Here is a 16,170-nt window from a genome sequence, read left to right as displayed (position 1 = left end):
GCCTTATTTGTATTATATGCATCACGCAATCTGGTACTTATCTTTTCTTAAAGAAAAAGCCGGTATAGTACCCTCTAGAACTTCTACTATCTGCTCATTAATCTTTGTAAGCTCTATACCACCTGATATAAAACAGAATTCGTTGCCATTTTCCTTATCTATACTAACTTTTATCACCTGCTCAGAATCCGCTACTACAGCCAAATTAGGGTTGTGAGTTACCATAATAATTTGACGGTATTTTTTAGCTTCTTTTATATAGGGAACAAGGACTTTAGCAACACTATTATTATCTAAATTATCTTCTGGTTGGTCGATAATCAGAGGAATATCCTCTTTATCAAGCACTAAATAAAAAACAAGTAAAAGAGCACCTTTTTCTCCCGGAGATAGCTGCTCCAAACTCTTACCCTTTTGACGCAAGTCATAATATGGTTCGATAAAGCTCAACCCATAAACATAACTATATAACTCACTTCTATCCTTAGTAACTTCTCCGATAAATGTTTTTTCATTCTGAGAGCTAACCCGCTTATCAAACTCCAAATATTCAATGAACCGACGTAGAAAGGTTTCCACAGACGCTTCTTCATTCCAGTTGGTTGATGCAATTAACTCTTCCTGAAGCAGTGTTGAGCCATCTTCGCTACCATAAAAAGAACCTATTCTATTTTGCTTTATATTTCGTAGGATCGTATTTTTAAATTCATTTGAACAATAGAATGAGCTGGCTATGCTCAACCCTGAAACATCAGATTGTGATAATTTTTTAGATATTTCCTCTTTTATCTCTTCATAAAACCCTTGAACTTCCTTCTTTTTCGATAATATCAAGATCGATTTATTAATTCTTAAATCTCTCTTCTTGCTAATATCTGATTCAAGTTCATTTTCTAGATAATCTAATTTATCTTGCATGTATATCAAGCTGTCAGCAGTTTCAGAATCGCCCTCAATTTCTTTTTTTCTTATATCCCACTCTGCCAAATCACTTAAATAAGTCTGAAACGCCTTTTGTTCGCCGGTAAATTCGGAATGAATAGCACTTATCTGATCTTTCAGAGATTCGAGTTTTGAAGCTGGCGAAAGCGACTCATAATTCTTTTGTTGCCAGTCATCTTCTACCTTAATAAGATTGGCATCTCTTTCATTCATTTTCTTCAACAAGAGGACACTAGAACTAATTATATTCTCATCAAAATCAATACTAATCGCTTTAGAAATGTTGAATCCGCACTTATCAGAAACATCGTTACTTTCAGATATTATTGAGATTATCTCTCCGTATTTGTTTTTCAAGTCGCGATTTAGCTTTTCTGCCTCGACAATTAAATAGTTCCTATCAGATATGTCCTTAGTTATAGATTGAATCTCTTTTTCTATAACTAACTTTGAAGATTCTAATTCTCTAAGTGCCTCTTTTTTCGTTTTGGTATCTTCTGATTCAGCGTGTTTTGACGGATCTTCTACAGTTTTTGGTTTTAAAGACTCATGGGCGGTAAGCTCGTCTTTCTTAACTTTAATTTTACTAAGGAGATTTTTCCTAAAACTTGGATCAAATTGGTTCTCTAGCTTTATAATTTCATCATTAAGCTCGAGTATCTGTTCATGGATTTGATGAATTTCTTTTTCAGCAGATCTTTTCTTTAAATCAATGAGCTCTTTAAAAGTGGTTTGTCCCATTTTTTTCTCTATAGGGACATATTGAAATACGACCTTCTCAATCTCTGAGCGAAAAGCATCCGCTTTATCAATTTCATTACAAACTTTCTCAAAGTAGCTTTGCGGCAAATATCTAACGAGCCTTTCTTGGCTTTCATCGATCACATGCGTAAGTAAACGCTCTTCGGTTTTTTTTCCACTCTCAAACTCAACAAAAGCACTAAACCGATCAGCAAGCCCTTTCCTTTTAAACTTTTGCTTATGGAGAAATATATAATCTTCAGAATGCTCAGCGTCTGAGCATATAGCTAGAATGTCAGACAGAGCACTCTTACCGCTGCCTTTATGGCCGATAACAGTGACAAGTTCGCTATTCATTGGTATGGAAATATCTTCAAACCAAATTGAACTGGCATCTTCTTTACCTGTTCTCCGAATGTTGATGGACTTGATATACTTGGTAGGATTATTTCTAACTCGCTTTAGTATTTCCGGTTCATCGCCAATATAGAACCGACTTTCAGGCTCATTTAGAGCATATTTTAGACCTTTGAAAGAGGGCTCACCCTTGATCCATAATTTCTGTTTTAATTGGTATTTTCGAATATTGTGATTATCAGAGCAAATAATCATTGGTATTATTTTACTGATTTTGGGAAAAACATTCCTCTTGTAACCCTCTTGGTCACTTTCATTGCCGAGCTCATATATATCAACGGCCTTCGCAATTTCTGTTTTCTGAGCGGTTCCATGCGGGAGTGAATGTGTAATATTTTCTACAGTTCCACTCTTTTCGCCGGCATGTATTGTGACAATTCCGCCTAAATCCTTTACCAATTCTATTGTGTCTTTAAGATCACAATAAACTTGATTTTTTCTACGGTCCTCCGAATCCACTTTATAGATATCTGTTTTGTGCTTAATTTGCCCCCAAATATGTTCTATATTCGAATCTTCAGAAAATATACCGATAAAGTGTACAGGGTCTCTGCCTCTGGCATCCGAAAGAAACTCGATGCCAGGTAAAACTGTGATTCCTTCCCTTTCACCCAACGCCTTAAGTTCTTTGTATCGATTTATGTCAATTTCGTGATGATCGGTAACAGCAAACGCCGCTATAGAATTTTTCTTCATTTCGTTGATGATATCGACATTTGAAACTGTCTTATCTTTATAGTCATACGAGGATGGAGTGTGAAAATGTAAGTCCCACCTATTCCATTCCGAACCTTTGCTATTCATCACATTCCTTACAAATCAAATTATTGAAATATTTTAGTACTCACTTTAGCATATAACGTTTATTCGGCGGGTCGAACCGTATTTAAGTACGAGGTAACCCGCTTTTGTAAATTTAATGTACAAACATTACACCACTTCTTTAAAACTTACAACAACTTACAGGTACAACTGCTACTCAAGCAGGCGACAAATAAGGGGAAACCCGTCTAACAAGGTACGGAGCGTTTTTAGCAGCAAGCTGGATTAAATACACCACTCAAATTCCAAGTGGGATACCGAAAGGCATGTCCGCTGTTGGCACATAACAGCCACATGCTACATATCCTGGCTCGCAAACGGCGAAAGCCGTGTTTATAAAACGTTCGTTAATCACTTCAAATGGCAATAGCAATACCGGCAGTTGAAATCCCCTAAACCGCCACTACATAGCAGTTAACGCTGCCCCGTACCGGCTTCATGATGTTGTCTAGGGTTGAACATCGGGAGGGGCAGCAGCAAGAAACTTTCTTTCCTTAGCGATCAATCTCATACCATTCACCGAATAAATTCATCTTTTGCCCGCCATTCCTCACACCTATACTGTATATAAAAACAGTGAAGAGTCGTGCTATGAAAATTTCATTACCAACGCCAACCCCGATAAAACTTAAAGTCCCACTTTTCTCTGACAAGGTGCCTGCTGGCTTTCCCTCCCCGGCACAGGACTACATACACAAGCGCATCGATCTGAACGAGTATTGCATCAGCCACCCAAACGCCACTTATTTCCTGTTGGCGTCTGGTGAAAGCATGCTCGAGGCCGGTATCACAGATGGTTCAATGCTTGTGGTTGATCGCAGTATCACCGCTGAGCATGGCGACATTGTGATTGCCAGTATCGGCGGTGAATTCACCGTCAAGCGGCTATGTCTGCGGCCAGTTGCCCAGCTTGAGCCGATGAACCCTAAATACCAGCCTATACCGCTTTATGACGGTGGCGATGGAATGGAAATCGTTGGGGTCGTGGTATCGACCATCACGAGGCTGAAATAGTGTACGCCCTGGCTGATGTAAACAGCTTCTATGCAAGCTGCGAAACACTATGGCGGCCAGACTTACGCGGGCGGCCCGTGGTGGTGCTGTCGAATAACGATGGTTGCGTGGTGGCCCGCAACAAAGAGGCAAAATTGCTGGGGCTTGAAATGGGTGGCCCCTACTTCAAGATCAAAGAAAAATTTGAGCGTGCCGGAGGCGTCGCTTTCAGTAGCAATTATGAACTGTATGCCGACATGTCTGCCAGAGTGATGACCGTCCTGGAGGAAATGGTACCGCGTATTGAGATTTACTCGATTGATGAAAGCTTTCTCGATCTGACCGGCGTGCGTCATTGCATTGAGCTTGAAACCTTTGGGCGGCAGATCCAAGCCCGCGTTCTAAAGGATACGGGGCTGACGGTGGGCGTTGGCATCGCTCAAACCAAAACGCTGGCAAAGCTGGCCAATTTTGCGGCCAAAAAGTGGGATAAAACCGGTGGCGTTGTCGATCTCTCCAATCTGGCGCGGCAACGTAAGCTGATGGCCATGGTGCCCGTGGAAGAGATTTGGGGCATCGGCAGGCGGATATCGAAAAAGCTGAAGGTAATGGGGATCGAATCAGCGCTGCAGTTGGCCGATGCCAATACTGCGATGATCCGCAGGCATTTCAGCGTGGTGATCGAACGAACGGTGAGGGAATTGCGCGGCGAACCCTGTTTTGCCCTTGAGGAATTTGCAGCAACCAAGCAGCAGATCATTTGTTCCCGTTCTTTTGGCGATCGCATCACGGAGTACGAGCACATGCACCAGGCGATTTGCATGTACGCAACGCGTGCGGCGGAAAAATTGCGCGAAGAACGCCAGTATTGTCGGCACGTGAGCGCCTGGATTAAGACCAGCCCCTTCTCCCCCCATGAACCTTATTACGGCAATTCGGCCAACGTGCAGTTGAACATACCCACGCAAGATACACGCGACATCATCGCCACCGCGTTGCGCTGCCTGGATGCGATTTGGCAACCCGGCCACCGATACCAAAAAGGGGGCGTGATGCTGCAAGATTTTTTCAGCCACGGCGTGGCGCAGTTGGGGCTGTTCGATGAGTACAAACCACAGCCTAATAGCGAGCAGTTGATGGGGGTTTTAGACCGCATCAACCAATCAGGCCGCGCCAAAATCTGGTTTGCCGGACAGGGGACAGAGCAGGTATGGACGATGAAGCGCGAAATGTTGTCTCCCGCATATACAACCAGGATCAGCGATTTGCCTTTGGCAAGGGTGTATTGACCCACGGTTTTTTCTGGTCCGTAGTGAAGCGAAGGCAAAAGCTGTAATGGAAGCCATCATGAATAAGCCTATCGTATTTACTCCAGATGCAGACCTGACGACAGTTTTTTCGTGCCACCTGTCGTACCTAGGGACAGGTGGTTGTTACTGGAAAGGCAAGTTTTGACCGCCGCGTACCCCGATCCCGAAGCATGCGAGACTCATTGAGCGAGTGAGTAAGGGACACAGCCAACGTCCGTATAGCCCGAATGATAAAACCAAACGCAATTGACTTGGCTCAAGCCGTTCGGGCGGGGTAACGGGCTAGCGTGCAATATCAGCTTTAGCCAGGGAATGGATGTTGGACCAGTAGTGCGTCATCCATAGCGCTGGCGCGTATATAGGCAGGGCGTTGGAGGATGGGTTCGATGTAGTGTTCGTAGGTTGGCCGCTTTTCAATGCCACCGGAATGCATACCCCAGTGAATACAGGCCGCCAGATAGGCGTCTGCTGCGCTGAATTGCTCACCGCACAAGTAAGGCCGACCCTGTTTAATAGCAAACTCCAGGGTGTCCATTGTTAATTCATAGTTGCCGTAACCTACCGTGAACGATTTATCAGGGGGAGCCAACTGGTCGAGCACTTTGCCTGTGAAAGCCGCTTCCAAGGGGCCAGCGGCAAAAAATAGCCAGCGGTAATATGCCGCTCTCTCCGGGCTGCCGAGCACAGGTGCAAGTTGCTTTTCAGGGAACAGATCCGCCAAATAGGTGCAGATAGCGGCGTGTTCGGTTATCACCGTGTCCCCATGCGTGAGCGTTGGCACCTTACCCATGGGGTTCATGGCCAGATACTCGGCGGTTTTCATGCTGGGGCCGTAATCAAGTACCACGGTGTCGTAACAGGCACCACACTCTTCCAGTAACCAGCGCACCGTGCGACCACGAGACATCGGGTGGGTATAGAGGGTGATTTTGGCATCATTCATGTTAAAGCGTCCTTAGGTTGCAGTGAATAACATGGGGGAGTATCTCTCGTTACAGTGTCAGAAACTGGCAGTAGTGTTACCAATTTGTTTATGCATGAACAAAGAACAGGGGATACGCGCAATGACAGAGGGCCAGTGTTCGACGGAGACTAAAAATAAATCGGCCCGATGGCCGACTTATGAACATGCAGAACAGGCGGGTACCCGACCGACTAATCCGTTTTTATACCCAACCGTGCCGCCAACTGTGTCACCAGGTACACCGCATCAACCGCATCCGGAAGATTGATATACCAGCGCGGAGCCTGGGCATAATCCTGCGGGGTTGGCCAACGTAGCGTGCCGGTGATCGTCAACAACAGGTTGACGCTGCTACTCGTCCCCGCCAACGTCACTGCGACACAACTGTGATGCCCCACCCGGTGCGGTGCGCAGGTGATAGTGAGTACTGACGGGGTACGTCCCCGGATGTGGTCGCATAATTCTGCTAACTGCCCGGCGTGGGCCTCACTGATACGCGGGTTGCCCTGCGGCGGGGCCTCAAACAGCACCCCGCCTTCCTGACCGTCACCGGTGATTATCTCCAGTACCGTCTTTTTCAATTGCATCATTCCGCCGCCTTAGCGATACCGCGAGCCACATCCAGTTGGTGGGCTATCTGTTTCGCCGCTGCTAACTCCGACACCCCCTGTGCCTGCATAATCGCCCGCCGAGCCGCCTTCTCTTCCTTCTCGGTCATCCCGAGCGCAAGATACAGACTCGGCGGCACCGCCCGGAACAGCGCCTCGATGCGGCTTGCCAGCACCACCCCTTCGGTATAACAACGCGGGGTTTTGGTGGCCGACAGCAACATCGCCTTCTGCTCTGCCGTCAGCTTCTTGAAGCGGGCAATTTCCTCCACCTCTTCCGGCGGCATCACCAAGCATAACCACCATTCAATCATGTTGAGCATCTTCTTCGAAGTGTCGGGGAAATCCTCCAGGTTCTGCGTCGCGAGCCACAGCCAGGCCCCGAGTTTTCGCCACATTTTCACGATCTTGACCACGAACGGGGCCAGCAGCGGGTTGGTGGTGATCATGTGGGCTTCATCGGTCGCAAACACGATTTCCCGGTCGAGGAACTGGTCACGCTCAGCGATATTGTTGATGGTGTTCACCAGCGAGGTGTAAGCCACCGCCAGTGCGGCTTCATACCCTTCCCGCGCAAGGGTGCCAAGGTCAATCAGCGTCACATCGGCCTCAGGCCAGTTTTCACCTGGACGATCGAACAATTCTCCCAGGAACCCCTGCATAAACACGCCCAGCGATTCACCCATGTTCTGCGCCCGGGTACGGCGCACTTCGGGGCGAGCCTCGTCTGAAGCAAACTGGTACAACGCCGCCTGCAGGTCGCCGGTGATCATCTGCCGCCCTTCACCATAGGCCGTTTTTGCTGCCACCAGGATAGCTTCACGCATCATGCCCCGATCGGCACGCTCCAGCTTGGCTTCTTCTTTGGCCTCCCCACCGGTGATCATCAGCCGGGCCACGATTTCCAGTTCACCCAGGATGTCCCGCTCGTCGTCGTCATTGTCGTCGCTGTCCTCAGTCTCAATACGGTCACTGAGTTCTTCTTCGCGCACAGGCGCAGTAGGCTCTTCGATCAGACGCCAGGCATCGGCAAACGGAGCCAGAGAAATCCCACACCCTGGTTTGATACTCACCTTGTTTACCCTCAGTTCCAGTTCTTCACAGTAGTCAGCAAACAAGCCGAAGGAGTTACCGGCTTCGGCAATAAACAGTCGGGGCCGGTGGATGGCCACCAGTTGCGCGAACAGGCTGTTGAGCGTGGCAGACTTCCCTGAGCCGGTGGGGCCAAACAGCGTAAGGTGGGCATTCTTGGAGCGATCCAGGCTGTTGAGCGGGTCAAAGGTCAGCGGTGCGCCGCCCCGGTTAAAGAAGGTGAAGCCCGGATGGCCGGTGCCGGTGTCACGACCAAACACCGGCAGCAGGTTGGCCAAGTGCTGCACGAAGGTCAGGCGCGTGTACCAGTGTTTCTTGTCATGCATCGGGTTAAAACACATCGGCAACGCACGCAGGTAACCGTTGAGAGGCGCAACGTCGTATTCCGGTTTCACCGGCTGCAGCCCGGCATTCAGCAATACCGCCGTCAGGTCACGCTGGCGGGCGTTCAGCATCTTAAGGGTCGGTGCCTTCAGGTAAAAGGCCATGCTGGCCCGGTAGAGTTTGTGCTTTTCGCCCAGGTAACGCTTGGCGGTCTCCGAGTCTTCCCGCACCCGCTCGGACTCGGTATTCTCACCGATGGCGTTTTTGGCCAGGTGGTTGAAGCGTTCTTCCAGCACGTCCTGAGGCTGTACTACCAGGGTCAGCGAGACCACGGTGCCCTCCGGCATCAAATCCATCAAGGCATTGATGTTTTCCCCCTTGCTCGTTTCACCAGTGAGGTGCCCCACGGTCGGGGCGCGGCGCAGCCGGTCAATGGTCACCACCTTGTGCGGTACCTCATCAAACCACCACACGCCACGCTCGACGTCCGAACGGGGCGGAGAGAACAGCACCGTCTCGCTGAAATCATTCTGCACTGGCAACACCCCCACCTCATCCTGATGCGCTGCGGTGCGGTACAGCGTCTCTTTGTCTATCCAGTCCGGGCTGGGGTTAAACCAACGCAGCAACCAGGCATGGATCTGCTCGCCATTCTGACGTGCCGCCACGACACCGGCACCGGCCAACGCTGACGAGAGACGTTCACAGACCTGATTCAACGCCTCTTCGGGCGCATGGGGCTCACGCACCACCGGGTTGACATAACGGTAGACCACCATCCGGGTACGGCGTTGCTGACCGCGCCAGGGTGCGCCGGTGATGGCCTTGTCGATAAACAACCCTGTGGGTACCGCAATACCGCGCATGTGCCGTTCCATCTCGCTGAGGTAAGCTTCGGTAAACGCAGAGCCCTGTGCCCAGGGTTTGACATAACCGCGCAGTTTATCCAGATACTCCGTCACATCGGTCTCATCCTGGCAGAAAAACTGTATCACCCACGGATGCGTGTCCCGCTCGTCGAAACTGTCCTGTAGAGCATCCTCAACCACATCACGGATTTCCTCCAACCGCTCCGGGGTGCGCCCTTCGGTGCCTACCGGCACAATCTCAAACACCGCGCCTACCGACACCCCATCATCAAGCAATAGGCTCTGACTACGCGGCAAATACTCAGCCCACGGTAGATAATCCACAAACGTCGGGTTGTTCGGGTAGAGCGCCTTTTCCTCGGCCACCGTCAACTTACCGGTTTTCACCTGCGGCTCTCGCGCCAACACCACCGTATCTTGGTCGTCATCCGGCATAGCGGGTGCCTGCTTGCCGATTTTCTTCTTGTTGAACAATGAGAACATTACAACGCCTCCGTACGTTCACCCGGCAGCGCATACTGCACCTGGCTGTAAAACGGGAATACCGAGCTATAACCCGGCACCGGCGCAGGGGCATTCCCGGCCATGTGCGGGTAGATGTAAATCACCATATCCGGGTTGGGCAGGCGCGGAAACACCTGCTGGATTTCGTTTTCCGCCGTCCGGGTATAGCTCTCCTCAATGGCCTGGAGGGCGGCGCGGTCTTCTTCGGTCAGCCCACGCCGCAAGGTGCTGCGGGCCTCGGTGGCCGTCCGTGCCGACGAGCCTTTGTTTTGCCACAGCTCCAACATGGTGGAATCCCCCGGCGGCAGCATTTCATCCTTGGTGGTACTGCACCCGCTCAGTAAGGCAGCCAGGCACAGGAACGGTAACAGTCGCTGTCTCATTTCATTCTCCTCAATCCAGCCCATGCTGCTGGCGAATATCAAACTCGTACCGGACCTTGCGGCCCTGCTTCTCAAAATCAATCGGGATTTGGCGGGTGATATGCACCGCCACCTGTGCGCCTGGCGGCACATACACAGCATCAAACATCTGGCCGTAACGGGCCTTCACCCAGGTCGCCAACTCGTTGGTGCCACCCGACAGCGCTTTACCCAACGCCGCCTGCCCGGCACTGCCGGTCAAGGTGCTGGTGACCGTGGTCCCGTCCACCGAGGTGGTGGTCTGGCTGTTGGCCATCGCATCCGCCGCTGCTCCAGCCCCGGACAGGGCAAACAAGGTCGGCAGGTAGGTGGAGGCGTTGGACTTGCGCTCCCCGGACAGGCACGGCACGCCGTTTTCATCAGACAGCCAGCCAATACTGCCCGCGTTTGTCTTTCCATTGCTGCCATCGCTGGATTTGGCCGGTGACGGCACGGTCCGTACGGTGCCATCGGCAAAGACAAAGGTAATGGAATGCACGTCGCCCCGGACACAGGACAGTACCCAATCACCGGTGGCGGTACCGGAGACAATCGCCCCTTCCACGTCCGGCAACTCTATGCCGTTGGCAGTCAGGTTCTCTTTGCCGATAAGCACCTTGAACGGGTACGGGTCGGTCACCTTGCCATCAATCGGCACCCGGCCCAGCAAGGCCGTCATGCCCCGGCTCCCTACCAGGGTGGCATTCTCCGGCAACGTATACACCGGGGTCGCCTCCTCAATGGCCTGCTGATTTTTCGCCGCCCGGTCCAGCTCAGCCTTCTGGCGACTGATTTCATTGTCATCCAGACTGGCAAAGGAAGAGGGAAACTGGAAACTGCCGGTGCCCGCTGCGGTGCCGGTGGCTGCAGCCCCAATCATGGGTTTACCGTTGCGATCGAGCTGCACCGCGTCCTGCGGCTCAATCCATATCACGCCACCGCTTACCGTTCCCACCGCACCGTCCCCGGCCTCCAGGCCCAGGCCAATCGGCAAATCACCCTGCCCCTGCCCGGATGCACCGGCAGATGTTGTCTGTCCAGCCCTTCCGCCTGTAACGCCCGTATTGTTCAAGCTCTCAATCAGCGCGGCCAGACGTTGCTGCTCGGCCTGGAGTTTTTGCCGGGCCTGACCTTCTTCCTGCTTTGCTGCATTCACCGCATCACGGATACGGTTATCAACGTTCTCCCCACTGCGCTTGAGATTGGCGTTCTCTTCCGCCAACGCCACGTTATTGCTCTCAAGGCTATTTTGCTTGTCCTGAATGACCTTCAAACGGCCCACCAGGGTGCGCAAGGTGTCTTCCGGGGTATCCCCCTCGATGCCGAGGATTTGCAGTTCTTCCTGAGTCAGATCAGACACCGTATTCGGTTTGGGGGCCGAAGTTGCCGGGGCGTTGCCCGAACCACAGGACTTCACCCCGATAGTTACGGCAATAAACAGCACCACTGGCACCAGCACTTTCAGCAGGGTGTTGGATTTAATTTGCATGAGGGGTTCCTCCTGCCGGAGCAGAGGTTGAGGGACTCCGCACCTTGCCCTTGGTTTTCACCACTGGCATCACCGGCTCGGGCAGGAACGCTGCGTCCGGACGGCCCTCCATCACCAGGTACAGTGTGGTGGTGTCCTCCGGGGTGCCTGCCGCGCCGAGCCAACGGTGTTGAAAGGTGGCCGACGTGAAATTGCCCTGCAGGCGGCGCGGATCGAGAACCACCTTCCCCGATCGCTGATTCGTGAGTTTGAGCGCCACCACGTTGTACCCCTGCACACCCCAGGCCGCTAACGGACGCACCGTGACCGGCTCTGAAGGTAACAAAGAGGTGAGGGTCGACGGCAATCCATGTGAAATGGCATGAACGCCAGGTAACGGCTCCAGGGTGCGCAACGGCGCATACAGACTTTGTGCCGCATAGCGGGTCAGCGCAATCGGCAACGGGGTGGTGAACCGTGGCGAGCTATCGGACGCCTTGCTGTTGGTTGTGGTCGACGTTTCACCACTGACCACAGTGTTATCGCTGGCGGTGGCACTGGACACTTCACCCTGGTAAACCACGCTCACCGGCTCACGCACCTGTTTGCCCTCCAGGGCGGTGACATCCAGCAGAATAAGTTCGCCGTTCTCCACGTCCTGCAGTTGTAGCCGCGTGGTGGCAAAGGCGCTGTTCGCCTGCAGGTAGACCGCCCCGCCGCTACTCTGTACCCGCAGTTTGCCGTTCAATTCAGGCGGAAAACCCACGCGCACATTCTTGTTCACAAACACAATGCGCTCCTGCCTCACGGTCAGCGGTACCTGCAGCGGAATGCGCTCCCATTTCATCAACTCTACCGCTGCAACTGGCAGAGGGACAACCAATGTGCCTACCGCTCCCAGCAACGCCAGGTACAGCGGCAGATAATGACGATGTCTTATACGCATCAAAATAGTCCTTTTTTCTCCACCGGCGCGACCGGGGCCGCTTCCAGGCGTTGTGGGATATCAGCGTAGCAATCCAGCGCCAGACCAAACGGGTTGGCCTCCGGGTTCTGGTCCCAACGCACAATTTTCAGCGGGTAGCGCACCAGGGCACGTTTGACCGGCTCGGTGTGGTAATACTCGTCCGCCACCAGATCCAGACGCACAATCCAACTATCGCGGCTCACCACCGTCACGCTGTCATCCTTGTAACCGCGTCCTGGCACCTCCGAGATACCCCGCACACGCTCACGTAACTCCCCGGCAGACTTGCGCTGTTTTGCATCCTTGTTCAGCCACTCTTCACAGGTCGGCGTCAGGTAGGCAGAGAGCGTACTGATACGGTACGGGTAGTCGGTATTGCCGTCTTTTGGCCAGGAATTCAGTTGCTGGAAGATGTAAAAGGCAAAGCTGTAGACGGTGGACGGGTGAACCTCCCACCAGGCGCGGGTCGAGCCCGAACGCAGGTCGGGCGGGTTATGGATGGTCAGATTGCGCGGCGACAGCATCCAGCCTGTCAGGGCCACCATCAACAGCACCAGCAACAGGCCACAAGCCCCACGCAGGGTAGCAATATGGCGGTCACGCGCATTGACCGCACTTCGGTATTTACTCATCAAACTCCTCCTGAAGCTGGCGTACAACTGGCACTGAACGGCGTAACGCCCAAGTCTGGCTACGGTGTATCAACCGGGGATTGCCCAGGCGTTGACGGCTAAACCACAGTTCAGCACGACGATACAGATAGTTCTCCGGCTTGCCACGCTTGAAACGGGCCATCAACTTGCCGCCGAAAAACACCGTAAACAGCGGCATCAACAAACTGACTGTAGGGAACGCCAGCCAACCGAGAAACGGGATAAAAGGTATGGCGACCACCAGGCCGCCCAGTACGCTTAACCCTGCCGTCATAAACAACTCCGGCGTGGTAAAGCCCTTGAACACCACAGGCTCAGCATTGAGCCTGTCAGGCAAAAACGTAATAGTCGCCATACCGTGCCTGCCTTAACCGACGATGACAGTGGCGGCTTTGGTCGCCAGCCAGATAACCGCCACGACCAGCACAATGCCAACCACAACCAGCATCCCGAACTTGGCCCAGGTGGATTTGCCCTGTTGTACTTCGGCGAATGTCGCAATGATGGAGTTCGCCACGACCAGCAGGGCCACCGCAGCCAGGATCAGGCCACCCAGCACAATACCGTCATTGACGTAACCGGAAATCTGGCCATAGAACGTACTGTCGGTGGCGCTTTTAGGACCTTCTACAGTCGGCAATGCCGCCTGTGCTGAAGTCACTGCCATCAAAGCAAACAACATCGTGCCCTGACGAACACGTTGAAGGACTCGGCGAGGTAAGGAGAAAAGAGACTGCAAATTCATGACATATTCCTTATCAATCAAGAGAAAATTAACTGGCGAACAGATACAGACTGACCAACAACAGGATGACGACGCGCACGACAAAGCGTTGAACAGCAGAGGCGTCGATTTTCCCAGCGGCATAGCCGCGATAGACATGGACAAAACCCCATCCAGCCCACAGCGTCAGGACCGCTATCAGTGAACCGATAAACAGCACGTTCAACACAGCAGGCTCAACGTTGCCTGCTGCGGCTTTAAAGGCAGCGGTCTGTGCGTCATTCATTACCGGCGCTCCTGGCGGTATTGCCCGGAAACTGACGATGTGGTGGGTTGAGCGCGGGAGGGTTCGAGGTAAAACTCAATCCCCCGGCGCATCGTATTGACGTCTTGCGTAGCCCGCAGATAGTCAAAATGAAAACGCCCGGACTGGCCGTCCTGAACCGCCACCACACGGGCACGCTCCAGGCTGGCCTGCACCTGGTCCAGTTGCTTCAGAACCAGGGCCAACTCGTCTTTTTCGCTGGCATGAACCGGCACTACCGAGAGCAGACAACCTGCCAGGCAGAGCGTCCGCAGCGGTGTTATATGCATATGAACCTCCTTTTCGAGTAATGGATGCAGGGCAGAGAGTGGCGAAAAGGGAGGGAAGGGTCAGCAAACAACTAGAAGGGGGATTGTGAAAATTTAGGCAGGTATCAACAGTGTGGCGCAGTTTGCGCCATCGGGGTTCTTTGCCACCCCGGCACAAGCCCGCTTGTGCGCCCCGCAGGCAGGGAGAAAGGAACAGAAAGACGCACAGGCTTGCTATTCAGTCACTTTCTCCCCGCTTGGTCTGAACAACGGAACAGGCTATACTGGTTAAAAGGTCAGCAGAATAAGGAGCGAGCCACCATGACAACCAAACTGTCCCCCATCGTGTCAGAGTTTGATACGCAAGAGCAGGCAGACAGCTATGACCGCTGGTTCCGTGCCAGGGTGGAAGCGGCCATGAACAGTACCAAACCCCGCATTCCACACGATGAAGTGATGGCGGGTGCCTGGAAGATTATTGAAGAGGCTAAAGCAAGAAGGAAACAGGCTTAATGTTACCGGTCAAATGGACTGACGATGCCCGAACTGCACTCTACACGTTAATCGCCTTTATCGCCGAACAGAACCCTTTCGCTGCCGAGTCTTTACTGCATCGGATTGAGGACTCAACGCTTCCAGCAACAGAACATCCCTATATTTTTCGTCCTGGTCGAGTTCCTGGTACACGAGAAATCGTCGCTCACCCCAACTATATCGTTGTGTATCGGGTACTGGTCGATTGTATTGAGGTACTTGATGTTCTACACGCTCGCCAGGAATACCCATAAGACGGATATATGCCGGAATCCCAGACGTTTCCGTTACTGAAGCTGAAAATGTCTGGTATCTATGATTTTGACTAGAGTGAAAGGCCATATAACAGAGTTGAACGCCAAATATGATGGTTAAGTAGCGGTCACTCGACCAGTTGTTTGCGTGACCACACATACCAACGCTGAACACATAAACTAGCAGGGGATAAGTTCTAGAACTCCGGCTAGTTTATGTGATTGTATAGCATCAATATATACAAATTTTCTAAGGATTGAGGATGCCATTCATCGTCGATGATTGTCCCAGATGCAGTGCAAAACGAATGACACTTGACGTATTTGCATACAATTTCACTACTAATTCTGAATATGAGTATGGTGGTAGTGTTAAATGCTACGAGCTGTATTGTGTTTGTAAGTCATGTGGCAAGGGCACGATCTTCAATGCGCTCCAAAAAGTAGCTTGTGACGTAGCCTTTGAAAGTATTAATTGGGATTACTATCGAGATTTAAGTGAGATAGCTGAAATTGGGAGGCCTATTTCCCCTGCTGACCTAAAGGTTTCTGAGCCTCCTGAATTTTTGCCTCCCCGTATCAATGATGCATACATTGAGGGCGCAAAATGTTTAGCCATTGGTTGCTATAACGCTGCAGCGACAATGTTTCGCTTGTGTCTCGATTACGCTACAAAAGAACTAGTGTCCAAGGGAGAACAAGAGCCAACATCAAAGGTAAAAAGAAGCTTAGGATTGAGGATGGAATGGTTGTTTGATAATCGTTTATTACCTGAGACTTTAAGAGAATTAGCAGAATGCGTGAAAGATGACGGTAACGACGGTGCACACGAAGGTACTTTAGATAAAGATGCAGCTGAGGAGCTCGAGGACTTTACTCAACTTCTCCTTGAACGTTTATATACCGAACATCATCGTCTTGCTGAAGCCAGAGCAAGGCGTGAAGAACGGAAACAAAGACTAGTGGGGCAATAGGTGAGTTCGAGTAAAAAGAGGTCAGCCTCCACAACG

18 protein-coding genes are annotated in these 16,170 nt (G+C 51.7%); 6 read left to right on the top strand and 12 right to left on the bottom strand.

Annotated features, from left to right (window positions below):
• Nucleotides 1-21: 21 nt before the first annotated feature.
• Entirely contained in the window at nt 22-2,904 is a 2,883-nt protein-coding gene (locus tag ACX9GV_RS02510) for a TrlF family AAA-like ATPase (RefSeq protein ID WP_473196939.1), read from the bottom strand.
• A gap of 609 nt (nt 2,905-3,513) precedes the next feature.
• Between ACX9GV_RS02510 and umuD the strand changes: the two genes are divergently transcribed.
• Entirely contained in the window at nt 3,514-3,936 is a 423-nt protein-coding gene (umuD, locus tag ACX9GV_RS02505; protein WP_473196938.1) for a translesion error-prone DNA polymerase V autoproteolytic subunit, read from the top strand.
• Nucleotides 3,936-5,204, top strand: a complete 1,269-nt coding sequence (umuC, locus tag ACX9GV_RS02500; RefSeq protein ID WP_473196937.1) for a translesion error-prone DNA polymerase V subunit UmuC — start codon at nt 3,936-3,938, stop codon at nt 5,202-5,204. The genes umuD and umuC overlap by 1 nt, the downstream gene beginning before the upstream one ends.
• A 322-nt stretch (nt 5,205-5,526) precedes the next feature.
• Here the strand turns inward: umuC and ACX9GV_RS02495 are convergent, their stop codons facing one another.
• The 11 genes from ACX9GV_RS02495 to ACX9GV_RS02445 form a co-directional block, all read right to left on the bottom strand.
• Complete coding sequence (locus ACX9GV_RS02495) at nt 5,527-6,168, bottom strand: glutathione S-transferase family protein (protein WP_473196936.1); 642 nt, start codon at nt 6,166-6,168, stop codon at nt 5,527-5,529.
• Between the two features lie 212 nt (nt 6,169-6,380).
• Nucleotides 6,381-6,779: a hypothetical protein gene (locus ACX9GV_RS02490; protein WP_473196935.1), complete on the bottom strand. Its 399-nt coding sequence runs from the start codon at nt 6,777-6,779 to the stop codon at nt 6,381-6,383.
• Nucleotides 6,776-9,517, bottom strand: coding sequence for a conjugative transfer ATPase (locus ACX9GV_RS02485; RefSeq protein WP_473197961.1), 2,742 nt, complete (start codon nt 9,515-9,517; stop codon nt 6,776-6,778). Before ACX9GV_RS02485 ends, ACX9GV_RS02490 begins: the two co-directional genes overlap by 4 nt.
• Before the next feature lie 47 nt (nt 9,518-9,564).
• The gene (locus tag ACX9GV_RS02480; protein WP_473196934.1) at nt 9,565-9,969 is read right to left on the bottom strand and encodes a TIGR03751 family conjugal transfer lipoprotein; all 405 of its coding nucleotides are present in this window, start codon (nt 9,967-9,969) and stop codon (nt 9,565-9,567) included.
• A 10-nt stretch (nt 9,970-9,979) separates the two neighbouring features.
• Nucleotides 9,980-11,476 carry a TIGR03752 family integrating conjugative element protein gene (locus ACX9GV_RS02475; RefSeq protein WP_473196933.1) on the bottom strand — a complete coding sequence of 499 codons (1,497 nt, stop codon included), beginning with the start codon at nt 11,474-11,476 and terminating at the stop codon, nt 9,980-9,982.
• Nucleotides 11,466-12,302, bottom strand: coding sequence for a TIGR03749 family integrating conjugative element protein (locus tag ACX9GV_RS02470; protein WP_473197960.1), 837 nt, complete (start codon nt 12,300-12,302; stop codon nt 11,466-11,468). Before ACX9GV_RS02470 ends, ACX9GV_RS02475 begins: the two co-directional genes overlap by 11 nt.
• Nucleotides 12,303-12,400: 98 nt before the next feature.
• On the bottom strand, nt 12,401-13,054 hold the full coding sequence (locus tag ACX9GV_RS02465; protein WP_473196932.1) for a PFL_4703 family integrating conjugative element protein: 654 nt from the start codon (nt 13,052-13,054) through the stop codon (nt 12,401-12,403).
• Nucleotides 13,047-13,430, bottom strand: a complete 384-nt coding sequence (locus ACX9GV_RS02460; RefSeq protein ID WP_473196931.1) for a TIGR03750 family conjugal transfer protein — start codon at nt 13,428-13,430, stop codon at nt 13,047-13,049. The genes ACX9GV_RS02465 and ACX9GV_RS02460 overlap by 8 nt, the downstream gene beginning before the upstream one ends.
• A gap of 12 nt (nt 13,431-13,442) precedes the next feature.
• Nucleotides 13,443-13,757: a TIGR03745 family integrating conjugative element membrane protein gene (locus tag ACX9GV_RS02455; RefSeq protein WP_473197959.1), complete on the bottom strand. Its 315-nt coding sequence runs from the start codon at nt 13,755-13,757 to the stop codon at nt 13,443-13,445.
• A 91-nt stretch (nt 13,758-13,848) separates the two neighbouring features.
• Nucleotides 13,849-14,085: a TIGR03758 family integrating conjugative element protein gene (locus ACX9GV_RS02450; RefSeq protein WP_473196930.1), complete on the bottom strand. Its 237-nt coding sequence runs from the start codon at nt 14,083-14,085 to the stop codon at nt 13,849-13,851.
• Nucleotides 14,085-14,393, bottom strand: a complete 309-nt coding sequence (locus ACX9GV_RS02445) for an integrative conjugative element protein, RAQPRD family (protein WP_473196929.1) — start codon at nt 14,391-14,393, stop codon at nt 14,085-14,087. The genes ACX9GV_RS02450 and ACX9GV_RS02445 overlap by 1 nt, the downstream gene beginning before the upstream one ends.
• Before the next feature lie 112 nt (nt 14,394-14,505).
• Between ACX9GV_RS02445 and ACX9GV_RS02440 the strand changes: the two genes are divergently transcribed.
• The 4 genes from ACX9GV_RS02440 to ACX9GV_RS02425 all read left to right on the top strand — a co-directional run bounded on the left by ACX9GV_RS02440 (nt 14,506) and on the right by ACX9GV_RS02425 (nt 16,134).
• Complete coding sequence (locus ACX9GV_RS02440) at nt 14,506-14,664, top strand: hypothetical protein (RefSeq protein ID WP_473196928.1); 159 nt, start codon at nt 14,506-14,508, stop codon at nt 14,662-14,664.
• Nucleotides 14,665-14,693: 29 nt separating this feature from the next.
• Nucleotides 14,694-14,885, top strand: a complete 192-nt coding sequence (gene relB, locus ACX9GV_RS02435; protein ID WP_076944269.1) for a type II toxin-antitoxin system RelB family antitoxin — start codon at nt 14,694-14,696, stop codon at nt 14,883-14,885.
• Nucleotides 14,885-15,160, top strand: a complete 276-nt coding sequence (locus ACX9GV_RS02430; RefSeq protein WP_076944270.1) for a type II toxin-antitoxin system RelE/ParE family toxin — start codon at nt 14,885-14,887, stop codon at nt 15,158-15,160. The genes relB and ACX9GV_RS02430 overlap by 1 nt, the downstream gene beginning before the upstream one ends.
• Before the next feature lie 263 nt (nt 15,161-15,423).
• Nucleotides 15,424-16,134, top strand: a complete 711-nt coding sequence (locus ACX9GV_RS02425; RefSeq protein WP_473196927.1) for a DUF4145 domain-containing protein — start codon at nt 15,424-15,426, stop codon at nt 16,132-16,134.
• The last annotated feature ends 36 nt before the right edge of the window (nt 16,135-16,170 follow it).

This window comes from Serratia sp. 25CWL12 (assembly GCF_055790885.1).
The sequence above is the reverse complement of the archived record's forward strand: the minus strand, read 5'-3'. Positions and strand labels throughout refer to the sequence as shown.